This window comes from Aeromonas sp. 95A (genome assembly GCF_051919235.1).
Taxonomy (GTDB): domain Bacteria; phylum Pseudomonadota; class Gammaproteobacteria; order Enterobacterales; family Aeromonadaceae; genus Aeromonas; species Aeromonas veronii.
In genome coordinates, this window is the sequence record NZ_JBQBFC010000001.1 from 2,035,067 (window position 1) to 2,054,678 (window position 19,612).

Annotated in this window: 15 protein-coding genes; 6 read left to right on the forward strand and 9 right to left on the reverse strand. The window is 58.8% G+C overall.

The annotated features are described in order from the left end of the window. Window positions 1–39 precede the first annotated feature (39 nt). From ACTG2U_RS09050 to ACTG2U_RS09060, 3 genes are read right to left on the reverse strand one after another with little or no spacing between them, the layout of a single operon-like run. Window positions 40–1,728: an N-acetylmuramoyl-L-alanine amidase gene (locus tag ACTG2U_RS09050; protein ID WP_439974379.1), complete on the reverse strand. Its 1,689-nt coding sequence runs from the start codon at window positions 1,726–1,728 to the stop codon at window positions 40–42. Window positions 1,729–1,751: 23 nt separating this feature from the next. Further along, on the reverse strand, window positions 1,752–2,225 hold the full coding sequence (tsaE, locus tag ACTG2U_RS09055; RefSeq protein WP_005339056.1) for a tRNA (adenosine(37)-N6)-threonylcarbamoyltransferase complex ATPase subunit type 1 TsaE: 474 nt from the start codon (window positions 2,223–2,225) through the stop codon (window positions 1,752–1,754). Between the two features lie 10 nt (window positions 2,226–2,235). After that, entirely contained in the window at window positions 2,236–3,747 is a 1,512-nt protein-coding gene (locus ACTG2U_RS09060) for an NAD(P)H-hydrate dehydratase (RefSeq protein WP_439974380.1), read from the reverse strand. A 60-nt stretch (window positions 3,748–3,807) separates the two neighbouring features. Between ACTG2U_RS09060 and queG the strand changes: the two genes are divergently transcribed. Continuing rightward, on the forward strand, window positions 3,808–4,962 hold the full coding sequence (gene queG / locus ACTG2U_RS09065) for a tRNA epoxyqueuosine(34) reductase QueG (protein ID WP_439974381.1): 1,155 nt from the start codon (window positions 3,808–3,810) through the stop codon (window positions 4,960–4,962). A gap of 111 nt (window positions 4,963–5,073) precedes the next feature. Then, the gene (ppgK, locus tag ACTG2U_RS09070) at window positions 5,074–5,814 is read left to right on the forward strand and encodes a polyphosphate--glucose phosphotransferase (RefSeq protein WP_005339062.1); all 741 of its coding nucleotides are present in this window, start codon (window positions 5,074–5,076) and stop codon (window positions 5,812–5,814) included. Window positions 5,815–5,918: 104 nt separating this feature from the next. On the opposite strand, the gene ACTG2U_RS09075 is transcribed toward ppgK, so the two are convergent. Next, window positions 5,919–6,374 carry a hypothetical protein gene (locus ACTG2U_RS09075; RefSeq protein WP_043822996.1) on the reverse strand — a complete coding sequence of 152 codons (456 nt, stop codon included), beginning with the start codon at window positions 6,372–6,374 and terminating at the stop codon, window positions 5,919–5,921. 505 nt (window positions 6,375–6,879) lie between these two features. Here ACTG2U_RS09075 and metN point away from each other — a divergent pair. From metN to rfaH, 4 genes are all read left to right on the forward strand, one after another. Further along, window positions 6,880–7,923, forward strand: a complete 1,044-nt coding sequence (gene metN / locus ACTG2U_RS09080) for a methionine ABC transporter ATP-binding protein MetN (RefSeq protein ID WP_005339067.1) — start codon at window positions 6,880–6,882, stop codon at window positions 7,921–7,923. After that, a complete protein-coding gene (locus ACTG2U_RS09085; protein WP_439974382.1) occupies window positions 7,904–8,557 on the forward strand; it encodes a methionine ABC transporter permease in 654 nt (217 codons plus the stop codon). The genes metN and ACTG2U_RS09085 overlap by 20 nt, the downstream gene beginning before the upstream one ends. A gap of 25 nt (window positions 8,558–8,582) precedes the next feature. Beyond that, window positions 8,583–9,383 carry a methionine ABC transporter substrate-binding lipoprotein MetQ gene (metQ, locus tag ACTG2U_RS09090; protein WP_421317313.1) on the forward strand — a complete coding sequence of 267 codons (801 nt, stop codon included), beginning with the start codon at window positions 8,583–8,585 and terminating at the stop codon, window positions 9,381–9,383. 96 nt (window positions 9,384–9,479) lie between these two features. Beyond that, window positions 9,480–9,980: a transcription/translation regulatory transformer protein RfaH gene (gene rfaH, locus ACTG2U_RS09095; protein ID WP_058057235.1), complete on the forward strand. Its 501-nt coding sequence runs from the start codon at window positions 9,480–9,482 to the stop codon at window positions 9,978–9,980. A gap of 59 nt (window positions 9,981–10,039) precedes the next feature. Here rfaH and ACTG2U_RS09100 read toward each other — a convergent pair whose 3' ends face one another. The 5 genes from ACTG2U_RS09100 to dgt form a co-directional block, all read right to left on the reverse strand. Next, window positions 10,040–12,016: a HAMP domain-containing methyl-accepting chemotaxis protein gene (locus ACTG2U_RS09100; RefSeq protein WP_439974383.1), complete on the reverse strand. Its 1,977-nt coding sequence runs from the start codon at window positions 12,014–12,016 to the stop codon at window positions 10,040–10,042. A gap of 39 nt (window positions 12,017–12,055) precedes the next feature. Beyond that, entirely contained in the window at window positions 12,056–13,267 is a 1,212-nt protein-coding gene (locus tag ACTG2U_RS09105; RefSeq protein ID WP_439974384.1) for an EAL domain-containing response regulator, read from the reverse strand. After that, window positions 13,248–17,489, reverse strand: a complete 4,242-nt coding sequence (locus ACTG2U_RS09110) for an ATP-binding protein (RefSeq protein WP_439974385.1) — start codon at window positions 17,487–17,489, stop codon at window positions 13,248–13,250. Before ACTG2U_RS09110 ends, ACTG2U_RS09105 begins: the two co-directional genes overlap by 20 nt. A 223-nt stretch (window positions 17,490–17,712) precedes the next feature. Continuing rightward, window positions 17,713–17,916, reverse strand: coding sequence for a hypothetical protein (locus ACTG2U_RS09115; RefSeq protein WP_005349248.1), 204 nt, complete (start codon window positions 17,914–17,916; stop codon window positions 17,713–17,715). Window positions 17,917–18,231: 315 nt separating this feature from the next. After that, window positions 18,232–19,596, reverse strand: coding sequence for a dGTPase (gene dgt, locus ACTG2U_RS09120; protein WP_439974386.1), 1,365 nt, complete (start codon window positions 19,594–19,596; stop codon window positions 18,232–18,234). Window positions 19,597–19,612: the final 16 nt, after the last annotated feature.

A 19,612-nucleotide genomic window follows, 5' to 3' on the forward strand; every position in this document is an offset into this window, starting at 1 on the left:
TTCGCTAACAGCGGGAGCGGCATCACCCGCTCCCGCGCGTCAGTTTTGCGGAATGTAGAGCACCTGCCCTACCTGAATATTCCGCGACTTGAGCTTGTTGATCTCTACCAGCCGAGCCTGACTCACCCCATGTTTCTCTGCAAGGCGGGAGAGACTCTCCCCCCGCTTGACCACATGGCGGATCATCTGCGACTTGTCGTCACTGCGAACGGGGGCGGCAGCGCGGCTCTGCCCTTGCTGGGGAATATAGATTGTTTGACCAATCTGAATATCCCGGCTGCGCAGCTGGTTGATCTCCACCAGAGTGGACTGACTCACTCCATGCTTCTCGGCAAGGCGGGAGAGGCTCTCACCCCGTTTGACCACATGGCGGAGCATACGCGATTTGTCATAGTCCCCCACACTGCTGACCGGAGCACCGCTCTCTTGCGCTGCCGCCGAGTAAGGCTTGATGACCCCGGCACCAGAGCCGCTCCCAGCACCGCCGTCACGGACGGTGGCGGGCATCTTGTTGGTCACTACCGGCTGCGACTGTGTCTGCCTGGGCTGGCTCACCGGCTGCCGGGCTACCGGTGCAGGGCGAGTAGCGGCAGGTTGGCTCACCTGCACCTTGCCGGTCAGCATGGCCCCCTTGGTCGGGTGGGCGCGGTAGTAGTTGCGGATCCCCTCGAAGATGGCGCGGGCGAGCTGGTCCTGATAGCTGGCGGTGGCCAGCAGCTTCTCTTCCGCATGGTTGGAGATAAAGCCGGTTTCAACCAGCACCGAGGGAATATCCGGCGCCTTCAGCACAGCCAGACTGGCGTGCTCCGGCGCCTTCTTGTGCAGTCGGGCAACCTTGCCCATGGAGCGCAGGATCTGGCGGCTGACGTCATACCCTTCGGCACGGGACTTGTCCATTGAGAGGTCGAGGAAGGTCTGTGCCAGATAGGGGTTGGGATCGGATTCCGCCAACACCTTGCCGACACCACCCAGCAGCTCGCCCTGCTTCTCCTGCTTCTCCAGCCAGCTGCCCATCTCTCGGTTGGCACGGTTGGTCGAGAGGACCCAGACCGAGGCACCACGCGGGGTGGAGTTATGAAAACTGTCTGCATGGATAGAGACCAGCAGATCCGCCTTGGCCTTGCGGGCAATCTCGGAGCGCTTGTTGAGATCGACGAAGTAGTCGCCACGACGGGTCATAACGGCGCGCATCCCCGGCTCGCGGTCGATCAGTGCCGCCAGCTTCTGGGAGACCGCCAGCGTGACCCGCTTCTCGTAGGTACGGCGCGGGCCGATGGAGCCCGGGTCTTCCCCACCGTGGCCCGGGTCGATGGCAATCACCACCCCCTTTCCCTTGCCACCGACAGGCGTGGATTGCACTGCTGCCGCCGAGCGCTTCTCTTCATAAGGAAGGTCGATGACCAGACGGTGACCATAGGGCCCGGCTGGCGCCAGCGGAAAGACCACCGGCTTGATGGCGGAGCTGAGATCCATCACCAGTCGCAAACCGCCCTTCTCCAGCGGTGTACTCTGGCGGATCTTGCGCACCAGTTCGCTGTTGTTCTCGACCCGGGCCAGATTGGCGGCGTTGCTTGCCCCTTTCAGGTCGATCACCAGCCGATCCGGGCCGGTGAGGGTGAAGTAGTTGTAATTGGGAGCGCTGCTCATATCGAGCACCACCCGGGTGTTATCCGGTGATGGCCAGATTCGTACACTCTTGAGCTGATTCGCCCAGGAGGGTAACGCCATCAAAGAGAGAGCAATAACAAGGATCAAGCGCACGTAGATGACAACCGTTCCAGAATGGCTTCGCCAATAGCAGTGCGGGCCTCTATCAGAACCTCGCGCTGCTCGCCTACATAAGTGAGGGTAATTTCCAGGTCGGGAGCCGGTAACCAGCCCTCGCCCTTCTCGGACCACTCCACCAGACAGAGAGTGTTGGCGGCAAAATAGTCCCGAATGCCCATGAATTCCAGCTCTTCCGGATCAGCCAGGCGATAGAGATCGAAATGGTAGACCTGCCAGCCATCGAGCTCGTAGGGCTCGACCAGGGTGTAAGTCGGGCTTTTTACCTTGCCCTGATGGCCAAGGCCCTGTACCCAGCCGCGGGTCAGGGTGGTTTTACCGGCGCCAAGCGTGCCATGCAAAAACACTGTGGTCGCCTGCTGGCAGGCCTGTGCCAGACGGCCACCCAGTGCCACGGTTGCTGCCTCGTCCGGCAGTGTCATCATCAACTGTTTTGCCATGTTCTTCTTTTTAACTTGTAATGGTGTCGGGATTAACCAGTTTGCGGATCAGCGGCAGCAGATCTGACGCCAGCATGCCCCGCTCGCCGTGGGCGGCGGCCTGATCTGCAGCCTCGCCGTGGATCACGGCGCCCAGCCAGCTTGCCATGGTGGCAGACCAGCCCTGGGCCAAAAGGGCGGCGATTATACCAGATAACAGATCGCCCATGCCGCCACTTGCCATGCCGGGATTGCCTTCACAACAGAGAGCGACCCGCTCGCCGTCATAAATAAGTGTTCCCGCCCCTTTTAACAACACCACACCGCCATAACGCCGCTGCAGCGCCTGCACGGCGGCAAACCGGTCGGTTTCAATCTCGGCAATGGTGCATCCCAGCAGGCGCGCCGCTTCGCCGGGATGGGGCGTGAGCACCCAATTATCCTGATGGCGGGGAGATTGCGCCAGCCAATTCAATCCATCGGCGTCCAAAACCAGTGGCAGCCGTTCGGTGAGATAACGGGCGATTTGCGCGCTTCCCCACTCATCCTGACCGAGCCCGGGGCCAATGACCCGCACCGACGCCCACCCCTCGTCATCTGCGGTAGTGAGACTCATCAGTTCGGGTTGATAGAGGCTGACCGGCGGATGATCCGAATGCTGACACACCCGCACCAGCCCGGCCCCCGCCCGCAGGCAGGCGCGGGCCGCCAGCACGATGGCCCCCTGCATGCCGCGATTGCCCCCCACCAGCAGCACCTTGCCATAAGAGCCCTTGTGGGAAGCGCGCTGGCGCGGGGTCAGTTGCGTGCAGAGCAGCGGATAATCGATACGCCAGGCAGCGGGCAGCATAGTGTCATCAGGCGTCACGCCAAGGGGATCGCAGTCTAGCTGGCCGACGCAATCCACCCCGTCGCCGGTGAGCATCCCCTGCTTGATACCGATAAAGGTGAGGGTGCGAGTGGCCTGCACCACGGCCCCCATGGCACGGCCGGTATCGCCGTTGAGGCCGGAGGGGAGATCCACCGCCAGCACGGGCACAGCCAAGCCATTGATTGTTGCGACGATCTTTGTCAGTAGTGGCGAGACGGGCGTGTTGACGCCGGTGCCAAGCAGGGCATCGACCACCAGATCCGGGGCGGAGTGCTGGTCCCCATCAAACTGCTCGGCCAGCCAGACCCGGCCACCGGCCGCCAGCCACTCATCGGCGGCCCGTCTGGCATCCCCCTTCAGCTGGTCGGGTGCTCTGGCTGCAATCACCACCACCTCGATGCCAATCTGGCGGGCAAGGCGGGCCAGCACATAGCCATCACCGCCGTTATTGCCGGGGCCGACGAAAATCCACCAGCAGCGACTGTCGGGCCAATGCAGGGTGGCATAGGTGCGCAGCGCAGCACCGGCTCGCTCCATCAGGGCATAAAGAGGTTGCCCCTCACGCGCGGCCCAGTTGCGCTCCAGTGCGCGGATCTGTTCAGTCTGCCACAGCTCCTGTGGTAAACTGCCCCCCTCTTTTGTGCCCAACGCGCCCCTGATGATCTCTACCATGACGGCTCCCGCCTCTTATCAATCGACCCACGCCAGCAAACGCCGGCCAGGCCAAGCCACATGAGCGCTCCTGACTTCCACCAGCTGGCCCAAGATATCAAGCTCTGGGCACGGGAGCTAGGTTTTGACCAGGCGGGCATCACCGACACCGACCTGCGTATCGAAGAGCCGAGATTGCAGGCCTGGCTGGATGCGGGCTATCACGGCAGCATGGATTACATGGCGCGCCACGGCATGATGCGCGCGCGCCCCCACGAGCTGCTGCCGGGCACGGTGCGGGTGTTGTCGGTGCGGATGAACTACCTGCCGTTCGAGGCGGGTTTTGCCGCCACCCTGCGCGATCCGACCCTCGGCTATATCAGCCGCTATGCTCTCGGCCGTGACTACCACAAGGTGCTGCGCAACCGGCTCAAACAGCTGGGTGATCGCATCGAAGCGCGCTGCGCCGAGCTGTTTCAAGGCACTGAAGAGACCTTGGGTGAGTGGCGCCCCTTCGTTGACTCCGCCCCCATCCTCGAGCGGCCACTGGCGGCCAAGGTGGGCCTCGGCTGGGTTGGCAAACACTCACTGCTGCTCAACGAATCGGCTGGCTCCTTCTTCTTTCTCGGTGAGCTGTTGCTCAACCTGCCGCTGCCGCTCGACCAGCCAGTGGAGAAGGAGCAGTGCGGCAAGTGTGTCGCCTGCATCAACATCTGCCCGACCGGCGCCATTGTCGCCCCCTATGTGGTGGATGGCCGCCGCTGCATCTCCTATCTCACCATCGAGAATGATGGCCCTATTCCGGAAGAGTTCCGACCCCTGATGGGCAACCGCATCTACGGCTGCGACGACTGCCAGCTTATCTGCCCCTGGAATCGCTACGCAGATGCCAGCCCGGAACCCGATTTTAGCCCCCGCCCCAGCCTGCACCGCCCACCCCTGCTGGCGCTGTGGTGCTGGAGCGAGAGCGACTTTCTCAAGCAAACCGAAGGGAGCCCGATCCGCCGCATCGGCTATCAACGCTGGCGCCGCAATCTGGCAGTAGCCCTTGGCAATGGCCCGGCAACCCCCGAGGTGATCGCGGCCCTGCAACTGGGGCTGACCACCGCCGAGCCCATGGTGGCCGAACATATCGAATGGGCGCTGGCCACCCTTGCCAGTCGTCAGGATGAAGAGAACAAGAAGACCCGTTTGCTGATCCGCTGCATCGAAAAAGGTCTGTCGGATCACGCATAAGTGATCTGCCCCTTGCCGAATTGCAGCACTTTTTTCATGCTCTGCCGACCTGCAGTGCCCATAACAGCGTGGTCACTGCAAACTGCTCGGCACACAACAAGGACAACACAGATGCATATGTTGGGAGTGGATATTGGAGGCTCAGGGATCAAGGGCTGTCTGGTCGATACCAAAACCGGCGAATTGATTGGCGAGCGCCATCGCATTGCCACACCGCAACCGGCCACCCCGGCCGCCATCGCCCATACCCTCAAGGCGCTGGTCGAACACTTCGACTGGAAAGGACCGGTGGGCTGCGGTTTTCCCGCCACCATCCACAACGGGGTTGCCAAGAGTGCCGCCAATATCGACAAAAGCTGGATCGAAACCGATGCCGAGCATCTGTTTGCCGATGTCACCGGCAAGCCCTGCTATGTGCTGAATGATGCTGACGCCGCCGGTCTGGCCGAAATGCGCTTTGGCGCCGGCAAGGATCGCAAGGGGGTCATCATCCTCATCACGGTCGGCACCGGTATCGGCACCGCCATCTTCGTCAATGGCCATCTGCTGCCCAACACCGAGCTGGGCCATCTGATGCTGGAAGGAATGGTCGCCGAGCACTACTGCTCCGATGCGGCGCGCAAACGGGAGGATCTATCCTGGAACCGCTGGGGCAAGCGCTTCAACAAGTATCTGGCGCGCCTCGAGTTTCTCTTCTCCCCCGACCTCTTCATTCTGGGGGGCGGCAGCGCAGCCAAGCTGGATAAGTTTGTAGATCGCATCGAGACCCGGGCGCCGCTCATTCCGGCGGCCAGCCTCAATCAGGCGGGCATTATCGGGGCCGCCCTCTACGCGGCCGAGCAGCAGGGCTGACCGACGCTCACTGCAAGTCAGCAGATACCAATTGAAAGGGCCCGGCACTGCTGCCGGGCCCTTTTGTTTGGCCGTCATCTTGCGAGTTTGGCGCTTATCACCCGCTACATGTCGTCGAGTCGATGCACTCCGTGCACCAGTCGGGTCAGGCGGGTCTGCTCCAGCCCGGCCAGATTCTCGAGCAAAGCGGTGGTGGCCGGTGTCGGGCACTCCCGGGCCAGATGACTCAGTTCGCCCACCAGCTGCTCTTCCCAACGGCATACCTGAGTGACGATATCCTGGGTCTGGACTGATGCCGGCAGCTCGAAGCGGGTAATGGCAGGCAGCATATCCTCGCTGAAACTCTGGTTCAACCAGGTCTCCCTGACCGCCTCTCCCAGCTGAGCAGCATATTCATGCAGATGGGCACTGGCCGCATCCTCACGCCCTTGCAGATAGACCAGCAACATCCGGCTGCGTTCGCTGTCCACCTGACTGGTCAAACGTCCGTAACAGAGTCCGAGCTGGTGATGAACCTGCTCAAGATAGTGCAGCAACTCTTTGATCTGTTGGAATCTCATCGCACTGCCCTCCATGCTTGTCGACGTCATTAGTATAAAAAACCGGCGCCACCGACCCAATCCCTATCCGAGCCCCCCTTGCGCTGCATCAAGGTTGACGCCGACAAAGTGACGGTCAGGTGATCCGGTCGCGAATAGGGAACGATTTGTGCAGCAATTTGCGTAACGATGGAGGAGCATTAAGCTAGACAGCAGATGTGAACAGAAACAGGCTGACACACTAATAAAACCAGCCTTTACCCGGCATAAACCATCTTTAATTCGGTTATCTGCCGCAGGGACGAAACAGGATCTGGAAGAGCAACAATACCATCCTGATCGTTATCCGCCTGACAGAAATCCTTATCACTTTTTTAGACGTCTAGACGTAAAAACATGCGTTGACATGGCCATCCAGACATCTTAGCATCATCCTCCATGATGACAGAGTAACCCAGTGGAACCTCTGCCCAATTTCCCCGCCTGTAGCGCCCTGTGCTTTAAGGCTGTTAGCACGGAAGAATCCATGATTAAGTTGATCGGTCTCAACAAAGTCTACGGTACAGGCAGTGACGCCGTGCACGCCCTGCGTGATGTGAGTCTGCATGTACCCCAAGGCAAAATTTTCGGGGTGATCGGTGCCTCAGGTGCCGGCAAGAGTACCCTCATTCGTTGTGTCAACCTGCTGGAGCGCCCGACAGAGGGTCAAGTCATCGTTGATGGCCAGGATCTGGTCGCCCTGAGCGAACGGGATCTGACCCAGGCTCGCCGCCAGATCGGGATGATTTTCCAGCACTTCAACCTGCTTGCCTCCCGCACCGTGTTTGCCAACATCGCCTTTCCGCTGGAGCTGGCAGGCTGGAGCAAAGAGAAGATCCAGCAACGGGTTGCCGAACTGCTGGCGCTGGTCGGGCTGGAAGCCCGTGCCCAGGCCTATCCGTCCGAGCTTTCCGGCGGTCAGAAACAGCGCGTCGCCATTGCCCGCGCACTGGCACCCGCCCCCAAGGTACTGCTCTGTGACGAGGCCACCTCGGCCCTCGACCCGCAGACCACCCGCTCGATCCTGACCCTGCTCAAGGAGATCAACGTCAAGCTGGGGCTCACCATCCTGCTCATCACCCACGAGATGGACGTGGTGAAAGGGATTTGTGACGAAGTGGCCATCATCAGCGACGGCCGTCTGATCGAACAGGGCGAAGTGGCCTGGTTCTTCAGCAACGCCAAAACCCAGCTGGCGCGTGACTTCATCCACTCCACCATCCATCTGGAGGTACCGCAGGAGTATCAGGATCGGATGAGCAGCGAGCGGGTGCCGGGCAGCTACCCGCTGGTGAAGCTCGGCTTTACTGGCAGCACTGTCGATACGCCGCTGATCTCCGAGGCGAGCCGCCGTTTCAACATCGACATCAGCATTCTGAGCGCAGACATCGAATACGCCGGTGGCGTCAAATTCGGTTTCCTGCTGGCCGAGCTGTTCGGGGATGAAGCCCAGTGTGAGGCGACCCAGCAGTTCCTTATCGACAACCACATTCAGCTGGAGGTAATGGGTTATGTCCGAAGCCATGATTAATCTGCTCATCACGGCCCTGGGCGACACCCTGATCATGGTGTTTGCCTCCGCTATGTTCGGCTGCCTGCTGGGTCTGCCGCTCGGCGTGGCACTGCATGTGACCAAGGCTGGCCAGATCCTGGCCAACCCCTTGCTCAACCGTACTCTGGGTATGGTGGTCAACGTGGGTCGCTCGGTGCCCTTTATCATCCTGCTGGTCGCCATCATTCCGCTGACCCGGCTGATTGTCGGCACCAGTATCGGCACCATCGCTGCCATCGTGCCGCTGACCGTCGGTTGCATCCCTTTCATTGCCCGTCTGGTGGAAGGGGCCCTGATGGAAGTGCCGGACGGCCTGCTGGAAGCGGCCAAGGCGATGGGCGCCAAGCCGTTGCAAATTATCACCAAGGTGCTGCTGCCCGAGGCCCTGCCCGGCATCCTCAACAGTGTCACCATTACCCTCGTCACTCTGGTGAACTACTCGGCCATGGCTGGGGCCATCGGTGGCGGTGGTCTGGGGGATGTGGGTATTCGTTATGGTTATCAGCGCTTTGACCCGACCGTCATGCTGGTGACCGTGGTTATCCTGGTAGTACTGGTTCAACTTATCCAGAGCGCGGGTGAGCGCCTGGTCAACAAATGTGATCATCGTTAATCGTCGATTTCTGACAGGAGGTTTTATGAAATTTGGCATCAAATCCGTTGCGGCTGCCCTGCTGGCTGGTCTGGTTCTGGCCGGTTGCGGTCAAAAAGAAGAGAGCAAGGTTCTGAAAGTGGGCGCTATTGCCGGCCCGGAGACCGAACTGGTTGAAGTGGCTGCCAAGGTAGCCAAAGAGAAATACGGTCTGACAGTCGAGGTGGTCAACTTCTCCGACTACGTCACCCCGAACGTGGCGCTGAACGATGGCAGCATCGACATCAACGCCTTCCAGCACAAACCCTATCTGGATGCACAGGTGCGTGATCGCGGCTTCAAGCTGGTTCCGGTTGGCAACACCTTCGTCTACCCGATCGCCGGTTACTCCAAGAAGATCAAGGCGCTGAGCGAGCTGCAAGATGGCGCCCAGATCGCGGTACCGAACGATCCGACCAACCTGGGTCGCTCGCTGATCCTGCTGGCCAAACAGGGTCTGATCACCCTGAAGGATGGCGCCGGTCTGGAAGCGACCGTGTTGGATATCGCCAGCAACCCGCGCAACTTCAAGATTGTGGAACTGGAAGCAGCACAGCTGCCCCGTTCGCTGGAAGATGTGGATCTCGCTATCATCAACAACACCTTCGCCGGTCAGATTGGTCTGACCCCGACCGAGAACGGCCTGTTTGTTGAGGACAAAGAGTCCCCCTACGTCAACCTGATCGTCGCCCGCGACAACAACAAGGATGACGAGAAGGTCAAACAGTTCGTACAAGCTTTCCAGACCGATGATGTCTACAAGAAAGGTCTCGAGCTGTTCAAAGGCGGCCTGGTAAAAGGTTGGTAATTGCTCACTCGGCAAAAAAGGCCACGCAATGCGTGGCCTTTTTTATTGGCGCCGCTATCATATCCGCGAGCACGGCAACACGAACATACTCATAACATGAAAAAATGGTATCTGGCCTACTGCAAGCCAAAAGAAGAGGCCCGCGCCCGCGCCCACCTCGATGCCCAGGGTATCGAATCCTATTACCCCATGGTGGAGATCGAGAAGCTGCGCCGGGGCAAGCGAGTTCCGGTACGGGAACCCATGTTCCCCAACTATCTGTTTATCTTCGTTGATTTGGAAGAGGTGACACCGGTCACCCTGAAATCGACCCGCGGCATCAGCCGGATCATCCACTTTGGCAGTGAATGGACCCCCATCAGCAGCAAGCTGGTCTATCAGCTGATGAGCCGCGATGATAGCGACGAGGCGAGAGCCAGCTACGCTAACCTGCCCTGCTCGGGCGACAAGGTGCTGATTGAAGAGGGGCCGCTTGCCGGCTTCGAAGCCATCTATATGGAGCCGGATGGAGAGAAACGGGCGATTTTGCTGGTCAGCCTGCTCAACCGGGAGACCACCAGCAGCTTCGACAACCACACCTTCAGACGTCTGGATTAAACCCACGGGCCAGACGGATCGGTGCATGACAGTAGCAATGGCGGGATGATCCCGCCATCTCACGTATCAAGATCAAAGCGGGTGATGACCGCCTTCAGCTTGCCGGTATCACCAGCCAGTCTGGCTACGATCTCCTCCCCCTGCTGACTACGCTGACAAGATTGCCGACTGAGCGCGGCAATGTCGTCGACAGTCCCGGATACCTCGGCGGCCACCCGCGACTGCTGCTCGGTTGCCACCGAAATGGCCTCCAGCTGGCCCGACAGCGACTGCACCAGCTGGTTCATGGCACTCAGGGTATCGGTCACCAATCCGACTGCATCCCGGCCTTGCTCTACCAACCGGGTGCCGCTGCTGACGGTGCTCACCGTCTGGCGAGTCTGCTGGGAGATGGCCGCAATAGTCTGGCTGATCTCGGCGGTTGATTGATGGGTGCGGGTCGCCAGCTGGCGAACCTCATCGGCTACCACCGCAAAACCACGCCCCTGCTCGCCTGCCCGCGCCGCTTCTATCGCCGCATTGAGTGCCAGCAGATTGGTCTGCTCCGCAATGGTGGCGATCACCTCGGTGATCTGCCCCACTTGTTCACTCTGATGCTCCAGCAGCCCCATGGCTTCGTTGGCCTGTCCAATCATGGCGGCAATCTGCTGCATGGTATCGCTCATTCGCGCCAGCGCGGCCTCTCCCTGACGGGTCTGCTGCCGCACCTGATGGGCTCCATCCGCCACACCGGCAATGTTGCCAGCCACATCACGAGCACTCACCGACATCTGATCGATAGCCGCCGCCACCGCATCGACCCGCTGATCCTGCTCCGTCAGATCCGCAACTATGGCTCTGGTAGTGCTGCCCACATCGAGACAGGCCACCTCGACCTGCCCCACTGCGCCCTGCAACTCCCCGACCAGATGATGTAACTGGGCAGACATCCGGTTGATGGAACCGGTCAACTCTCCCAATTCATCCTGCCCTGTGATTGGCAAGGGCTCGGCCGCCAACCGCCCATCCGCAACCTGCCCCGCCCGGGTCACCAGACAGGCAATGTCACGGGTCAGACGGCGACTAAAGAGCCATGCGACCACCATACCAAGCACGATGGCGCTGCCGGTAGCCAACAGCAGTGTCTGGTTGATGGCCCTCCCAGCTCCGGTCATCTGCGCCGAAATCTGATCCACCTCGGCGCGGGTTTTCCCCACCTGCTGGACCAGCTGCTCGCTGAGGCTGGACTGCATCGGCTCGATGTCGGTGGCCATCAGGTAGTTGGCCTGATCCCAATCCGGCGCCTGGCGTTTCTCGATCACCTGCCCCACCAGCTCGGAGAAGGGGGTCGCCATCTCTTCAAACAGCTGCCAGAGGCTCTGCTGGGTGTCGGTAAAGAGAGCGGCTTGTTGTTTCACCTCTGCCACCCGCTGCTGGTGAAACTGGTAGTAATCCTGATATTTGCTGCGGTATTCGGGGTCGCCTGAGATAAGAAAATCCCGCAGGGCAGAGAGGGCGTTGGCGAGGCTGTTGTAGGCATCCCCCACCTGTTTGAGCAGCATGCGGCGATCGCCGGAGAGTTGATCCTGCGGAGTGCCAACTTCTTCATTGGCAAAGGATTGCAGCTGATCGAGCGCAGCCTCCGCCAGCGGCCCCGCCTCCTGCAGCATCAGGGTGTGAGCGGGCAGATTCTCTTCACTCTGGGCTATGGTCCACACCTTCTCCTGATGGCTTTTGAAGGTCTCGAGAGACTTGGCGAGCGCCGGACTGAAGGCCTGATGGGCAATGGCCTGCCAGGCCGACTCCCACTCCTGCTTGAGGCGGGAAGCCTGAGCCGGATCCTTGCCGAGGATCAGATAGCCACGCAGGGCAGAAACGGTGGCAACCAGCGCCTTCTGGCTCGCCTCATCCCGCTGCAAAGCGGGCAGCGCCTGCTCCAGCAGGGTGTGTTGGGCCTGATTGATCTGGGTCAGCCGGTAATAGACCAGCGTGGAGGAGAGCAGGATCAGCAGGTTGATAAAACCGAAGCTGAGCAGCAACTTGCTTGAGATTTTCATGAACATCCTTGTTCAAACGGAGGGATCCAGCCAACAGAATCAGATAGATATCAGTGTAGGCAATCTATCTTGCCAAGTCCGGTGCCAATTAGCCAATTCACTGCGTGGCATCGGGCGGGCAGAGAAAAATCCCTGACAGAGGTCGCAACCGAGTTGGGCCAGCACTCGCCAGGTAGCCTCATCCTCTACCCCTTCCGCCACCGACTTCAGCCCCAGCTTGCGGGCCAACTCGATACTGGACTCGATGATAGCCAAACGTGACGGATCGGCATGGCAGCGATCGACGAAAGAGCGATCCAGCTTGAGTTCGGTGAACGGCAACAGTGCCAGCTGCTGCATCGAGGAGTAGCCGGTACCAAAATCATCGATGGAGAGGCCAAAACCGTGCATACGCAGCCGGGTCAGCACCTCCAGAGACTTGCCCAGATCCTGCACGAATGCGCTCTCGGTCACCTCCAGAGTGATAAGCTCCGGATTGATACTCCAGCGCTTGCACTGATCAATCAATAAGTTGCAAAGATCCCCTTCAATGAGTGAGGTGGTGGAGAGGTTCATCGACAGATTGAGTGACAACCCGGTTTCCTCCCATAAATGGCCATCACTCAGAGATTTGCTGATGATCACCTCGGTCAACGGATCGATAAGCCCGTTGTTCTCCGCCAGTGAAATAAAACGCCCGGGCTGGATCAGGCCAAACTCGGGGTGTTGCCAGCGAGCCAACGCCTCCATCCCGACCCACTCGCCGGATGCAAAACTCACCTTGGGCTGATACCAGGGCAGCAGTTGATCTTGTTCGATCGCCCGACGCAACTCATCGAGTCCTATTCTGTGCCCCTCTTCCTCCCTGACGAGTTCCTGCCGGGGTGACCAAGCCTGGATAAGCCGCTGGAGCTGCTGCGGCGTTGAGGGTTTCTCTATGCGACCCAGCACCTGCAAGCCATAAGCGGTACTCATACGCAATACAGCTTCGACCACATCCCCCTCAAGCGCGCTGGAGAGGATAATGCCGCCCTGAAAACCACCCAGCGACAGGCGGCGCAACAGCGCCATGCCATCCATTCCGGGCATTCGCAGATCACAAAACAGGATATCGACGTTGTGTTGCTGGCTAAGCGCCAATGCCTCGACACCATCAACCGCTTCCAGCAGATTCTGGTAACCCAGGCTGCGGATCTGGTGCAGCAGCGCCTTGCGCTGAAATCCATGGTCTTCCACGACCATGATGACCAACTCATGTTGTGCTTTTTTCATCGAGCCATAATCCAATGTCGTGGGCAATCGCCGTCATCAACCTCTGCACTGTGCTGACCAGATCGTCGAGCTCGTCGAGCCGCTTCAATCGCGCTGCCGATTCCAGCATGGCAGCCTGGCTGGCAAGCTCCTCCAACCCGACCATTCGGGCAGCCCCCTTGATCCGGTGGGCGGTCTCTACCAAAGCGCTGGCATCATGACAAATCAGCGCGGCCATCATGGCCTCGCCATCCTGCCGGTTGGAATCGAGATACTCCACCGCCATGGCTCGCGCGGTCAGCTCGTCACCAAACAACGCCAACCAGCGCTCAGCCTGAATGCCTGTAGCCCCAACAACGGGCGCAACCGCGCTTCTGGTTGGCGTCTTCTCTGCCAGCCAATGGGCCAGCATCTGGCGCAAGATATCCAGCGGGTAGGGCTTCAGTAACATGTCACTCATGCCAGCCTCTACCATACGCTCACTCGCCTCTTCCGACGTATCTGCCGTTACCCCTATGATGGGGGCCGTCACTCCCGCAGCCCGCAGCGCCTTGGTCAGGGCATAACCATCCATCACCGGCATATGGCAATCAGTCAACAGCAGGGAGAATTGCTGTCCCTGCCAGGCCCGCAGAGCCTTCTCGCCATCTTCCACAACCTGAGCCTCGATACCAAGAATGGCCAACTGCCGTGCCAGCAAGGCACGATTGACCGGATGATCATCGGCCACCAATACTTTGCCACCCAGCTTCTCTGCAAGCGCAGGGAGGATTGGTGTAACCCGCTCCTGTAGCAATTCGTGGCAGCTCTCCAGCAGAAGATCCGGATAGAGAGGAGAGAGACCCAGGCGCCACCATTTCTGTTCACCAATCCGACCCCGTAACGCCTCATCGGGTGACGCTATGATCCCCTTCAGCGCAGAGTGTTGCAGCCAGCTTTGCCATTCCCCCCCCAGCGCTTGCTCAAGCCACCGTTGATCGGCCAACAGCAACCCTTCCAGTGAGCGACTGAGCTCACTGGCCCCCAAGAACCTTAGCTTGGCCCCCTGCCGTACCATGGCCGCTTCGAGGTTGGTGTCATCGCTGAAAAACCACCATTCTGTGTCAGCCAGAGCAGGGGGATCCCACTGCGGATTGGTAAGCGGTACGGTAAAGCGGAAGCAGGAGCCCTCTCCTGCCTTGCTGGTCAGTGTCAGTGCCCCCCCCATTTTGCACACCAGCTGCTCACAGATTGCCAACCCCAGTCCGGTGCCACCAAAACGACGGTTGATATCTGACTCCACCTGCTCAAAAGGCGTGAACAGCAGCGCCTGCTTCTCTTCGGCGATCCCGATACCGGTGTCACTGACACTGATGGTCAGTTGCTCGCTCAGGTAGCTGACCTGGATAGTAATCCCCCCTTGTTCGGTAAACTTCACCGCATTATTGAGCAGGTTGGAGATGACCTGACCGATACGCACCCCATCGATGTCGGCCCAATCCGGCACATGATGCTCCCACTCCAGCACCACATTGAGCCCCTTGTTATGAGCCAGTGCCGCGTGGCCACGAATGGCATCGCAGATCACCGTTTGCAACCGGCTGCTCTGGTAATTCAACTGCAACTGACCCGCTTCTATCTTGGAAAAATCGAGGATGTCATTGACCAGATAGAGCAGGTTATTGGTCGAGGTGACCACATTGCGCACCATAAAACGCTGGTCGTCGTTGAGCTCGCTCATTTGCAGCAATTCGAGCATGCCATGCATGCCTGAAATGGGAGTGCGCAGCTCATGGCTCATGGTTGCCAAAAAGCGGCTGCGAGCCTGCATCGCCTGCTCGGCATAGGCGCGAGCTTCGCGCAGCTCATATTCCTGTTGCTTGAGGGCAGTGATGTCCTGAATCACCCCGTTAAGGATCAGTGCCTGCTGCTCCTGTCTGACAAAGTTGCCACGCACTTGCAGATAGCGATCTCCATCAGGTCGCTCCACCTTGACCTCTAGGTCGAGGGGAGCCAGAGTCTCGGCATGATTGGCCACCTTGCTGACAAAATCCTGCAACGCCTCTTCGGTAAAGCCGAACACCTCACCACCCGATTCGGCATTGAACAGCTCCTGCCGGGAAGCCCCGAGGATCTCGCTAGCCCCCTGAGAAGCATACAAAAACCGCCCCTTGCCGGGTCCTTGCCACAAATACTGATAGACCACCCCAGGCATGCTGTCGGTAATCTGGGTAAGGCGATTTTCAGCCTGACGGGCGCGCTCCTCCGCCTCTTTGATCCGGCTGACATCAGTCAGTACCGTCAACACCCCCAGCATATTGCCATCGGGATCGCGATAAGGGCGTTTGGCATAGATAACATGGCAGGGCGTACCATCTGCTCGCAGGTTGCTCCCTGCCCCCTCCAGATCCTGTCCTGTCTGCCACACCAAACGCTCTTCTTCCAACACACTGTTTCTGAGTGTCTCTGGCATGTTTTGCAGCTCCTCACTGCTACTGCCAGCACCGAGGAAAGCATCGCGGTAGGCCTGATTGCACAAGGTGATCCGCTGCTCGCTATCACGTAGCGCCACCATGGTTGGCAGTGAGTTGAGCAAGGTCTGCACAAAAAGCAACTGTTCGTTCAGCTTGTCCTCTGCGATTCTCCGCTGTGCAATCTGGCGACGCAAACTGCGAGCCCAGAACATCACCAGCAAACCGCTGACGAGCAAGGCGCCCCCCCCTATGGCCAACCATTTGTAAATCAGGGTGTAATCAGACTCGATATTGACCGACACATTGAGCCAGCGTCGTTCCAGCAGTTGCCACTCCTCATCCGTGATGGTCAGCAGCAACTTGTCCATGATGCGGAGCAACTCGGGCTGAGCATTGTCGACAGCCATACTGATAGGTACGGAAAATTCGGGAGAACTCAGCACCACCTGATACTTCTCATTGAAACCCTTCATTGCCTGCTGTCCCAGATTGGTCATGGTCAACAGCACATATTCAGCTCGCCCAGTGTCAAGCAAGGTCAGTAAATCGGCATCCTTGCCCACTTCGATAATATTGGCGCCCAGCGCGTGAATGAGAGAGGCTTCGTAAGAGCCCGTCACACCACCAATCAGACGCCCTTTCAGCTCGACCAACGACTTCAGCGGGCGAGCACCGTGTCTGGCTACAACATAGCTGTCGAACTTCAGATAGGAGGAGGTAAAAGAGGCAAAGGACTGACGATCCTTGAGCGGTGTCATCAAGGGAATAAGGTCCACTTTATGCTCTTTCAGCAGTTTAAGTGACTCCTGCCAGGTATTTGTCGACACCAGCTCAAAGCGGATCCCGGAGCGCAGACTCAACAACTTCATCAGGTCTGCTGTATAGCCATGCAATTCACCTTCGTCATCGATTTCACTGATGCCGGCAAATCCGGGGGCAACGGCGAACTTGATGACCTTGTTTCTCTGCTTCAGCCAACTAGCCTCATCTGGTTCCAGCAACAGACCAGCGTTGGCGCGTTCATCTTTCTGATGCAACCGTAATCGTGAGTCTGCAACGGGTATCTGTTGATATGCATGCCAAAGCTTCTCGCTCAGTTCTGGCTGGCGGGAGCTGGTCGCCATCGTCAGCGTGCTGCCAGAAAGCCACCCAGGAGCGACAACCCCCATTGATGCAGGCATTCTCTCCATCTTGAGGGTAACAATTGGTTCCAAATCAAGATATGCATCGACAGCGCCAAGCTTGACCATATAGGTCGCCTCAGTGCGGCTCTCCAGCTCAGTTACATCAGAGATCCCCAAACGAGCCAATTCATTACAACTGCCAAAACCACGAATACAGACCCAGCGTAACTTGCGCGCCTGCTCCAGGGTCAATCGCTGATCTGGGGTATGCATTAAAATGGAGCGAGCATAAGAACCGATACTGCCAATAGGGTTTATCCCCTTCAATTCAAGAGCATTACGTTCGACCCCGATTAATGCATCGATCTGGCCGCCTTGGAGAGCAATCTGGGCATCCACGTAGGAGTTATAGGGGATATAACGCAATGACACGCCCATTTCGGCTGCAATACGCGAGGCCAGCTCCTTGAGCGGACCGGCATAGCGCAGGTTGGGGAGTTGATAGATGAAAGGGAGATAGCCGCCACGGGGAACCCCAACCAGCAGTTCCTTTTGTGCAGAAATCTCGTTACTTGTGCTCTCATCTTGCGGCTGGGGAGCCGCAACAGCCAACATGCCTGAAAACAACAGCAAAATGGGAAGAAAAAGCTGACGAAGGAGTGGCATAAGGTCTTGTCCTGATGAGTAAAACAGATAGGGCTGCCACCTCTAATCTTGCAGATCCTGACGACGCAAGGCGAGAAAACAATCGCAACTGTTACAAAGAGGGCGGAGAGGATAATACTGAGTCACCAACATGTGAACCTGGAATCAACCATAAGATGGAAAAATGGCAGGCATACAGCCTGCCATTTCACTAGCGAGGGGGATCTTATTCTCCCCCTCGCGATCAGGTTATTCGATTCCCGAGGCGGAAGCCGGTTTGATACTCCCGCTCGCGAACGAGGGCGATTTGACCCTGATATCCTTCCAGCCCGATATCCCTGAGCAGGGCGGGTGACAGATTGACCTGCACGAGACGACGCTCGACCCGGGCAATCCTTCTCTGGACCAGGGATTCAACACTGCGCAGTAAAACCAGTTCGATAGACATGACATTCTCCAGTTGAACATGCGGTTCTCCCGGAGAAAGTGGATATCACCCTGCGGGACGAACCGCGGGTGATAAAAAGACAGGGGTTACCTGTTTACGCCACGCGGTAAAAGAGCACGAGATTTCACGCCGCACGCAGTGCCGCGAGAGAATGCAATATTGAGCATCAGATGTTGCATTTTCGTCTCCTTACCGGGTAATAGTTGAACAGGTTGCAGAAGTCTAAAAAATATCCGAATTTAAAACAAGCCTCTTTCGACTCCTTTTTAAACGTTTTTACGGCATTTTATGCTGCCCGAAGGGGAGCTTGGGACATCAGATCCCCGAGAGTAGCCGGTACTCCTCCAGCACGTAGGTATCCGTCATGCCGCTGACATAATCGAGCAGCAGCCGCACCCGGTAATACCACTCCTGCTCGTTCTGGCAGGCAAAACGCGGATCCGGGGTGGCGATCGCCAATCGATAGGCCTTGAGATGGCGGGCCGAGAGACGGTGATAGAGGCTGCGCGCAAAGAACAGCGCCTGACTCCCCTCCCCGGCCAGCAGACGGGCAAACTGTGGCGCTGGCAGCGACAACAGGCAGGCATAACTGGTCAGCACCCCGCGCAGCGCCGCATACCCCTCCAGCTCAAGCGCTTCCACCTCGGGGCGCATAAAGACCAGCTCGCGGGCCACCCGTTTGAGGATATCGAGCACCCGCGCCGCCGGAGCCTGACCGTGCAGCAGCGCTTGCGGATAGGATCCCTGCAAAATGGCCTGATGTTCGCTGACATAGCTCTGCGCCGCCAACGCCACCAGATCCCGGGTCAGTTGCTGGCGAAAATGGGGGAAAAAGCCCCGACCACTGGCAAGCGCCTCATCCAGCAAGGTGCCCATGTAGTCACTCTGGTCAGCAGCTCGCAGCGCCGCCAGCAGTTCACCCTGAGTCAGGATCCGCCGATCTACCGCATCCTCCAGATCGGCGATGCAATAGGAGATGTCATCGGCCGCCTCCATGATGTAGACCAGCGGATGACGGCAGCCGGGGGCCAATCCCAGGCTCTGACCGAGGGCACGGTAGAGCGGCTGTTCGCTAAAGAAGATGCCCCGCTTGCTGCTCCAGCCATGATGCTGGCCATAGCTCACCCCGGGTTGCGGCTGCTGCGGGTATTTGCAGAGTGCCGCCAATTGTCCAAGCGTCAGGTTGAGCTCGTGCAGGCTGTGCACCAGCCGCAAGCTCTGGGCGTTGCCATCAAACAATTGCAGATCCTGACGCAATTCAGCCCACTGGGCCGAAGGTGGCTGCGCCAGCGCCTGCTGATAGAGGAGATCGAGCATCTCGCCGAGCCACTGGCTCATCACCTGCTCGCCAAAGTGGCCAAACGGCGGGTTGCCCACGTCATGAAGCAGGCAGGACATCTCCACCAGATTGATAAAAGCCCCTTCGCAGACCAACCCGACTGGCAAGGCGGCCAGAATACGACGGCTGATCTGGCGACCGGTCTCCTGTACTTCAAGCGAGTGAGTGAGACGGCTGCGCACCGAGGCCTTCACATCGAGCGGAAAGACCTGGGTCTTCTGCTGCAACCGGCGTACCGGCGCGGCCTGCACGATACGGGCGCGATCCTGCTCGGTCGCCTCCAGCAGATCCTCGTCCCCCCAGGGGTGGATGCGCGCGGGGGTAATCAAACGGCTATACATCTCGCAGCTCCTTGCC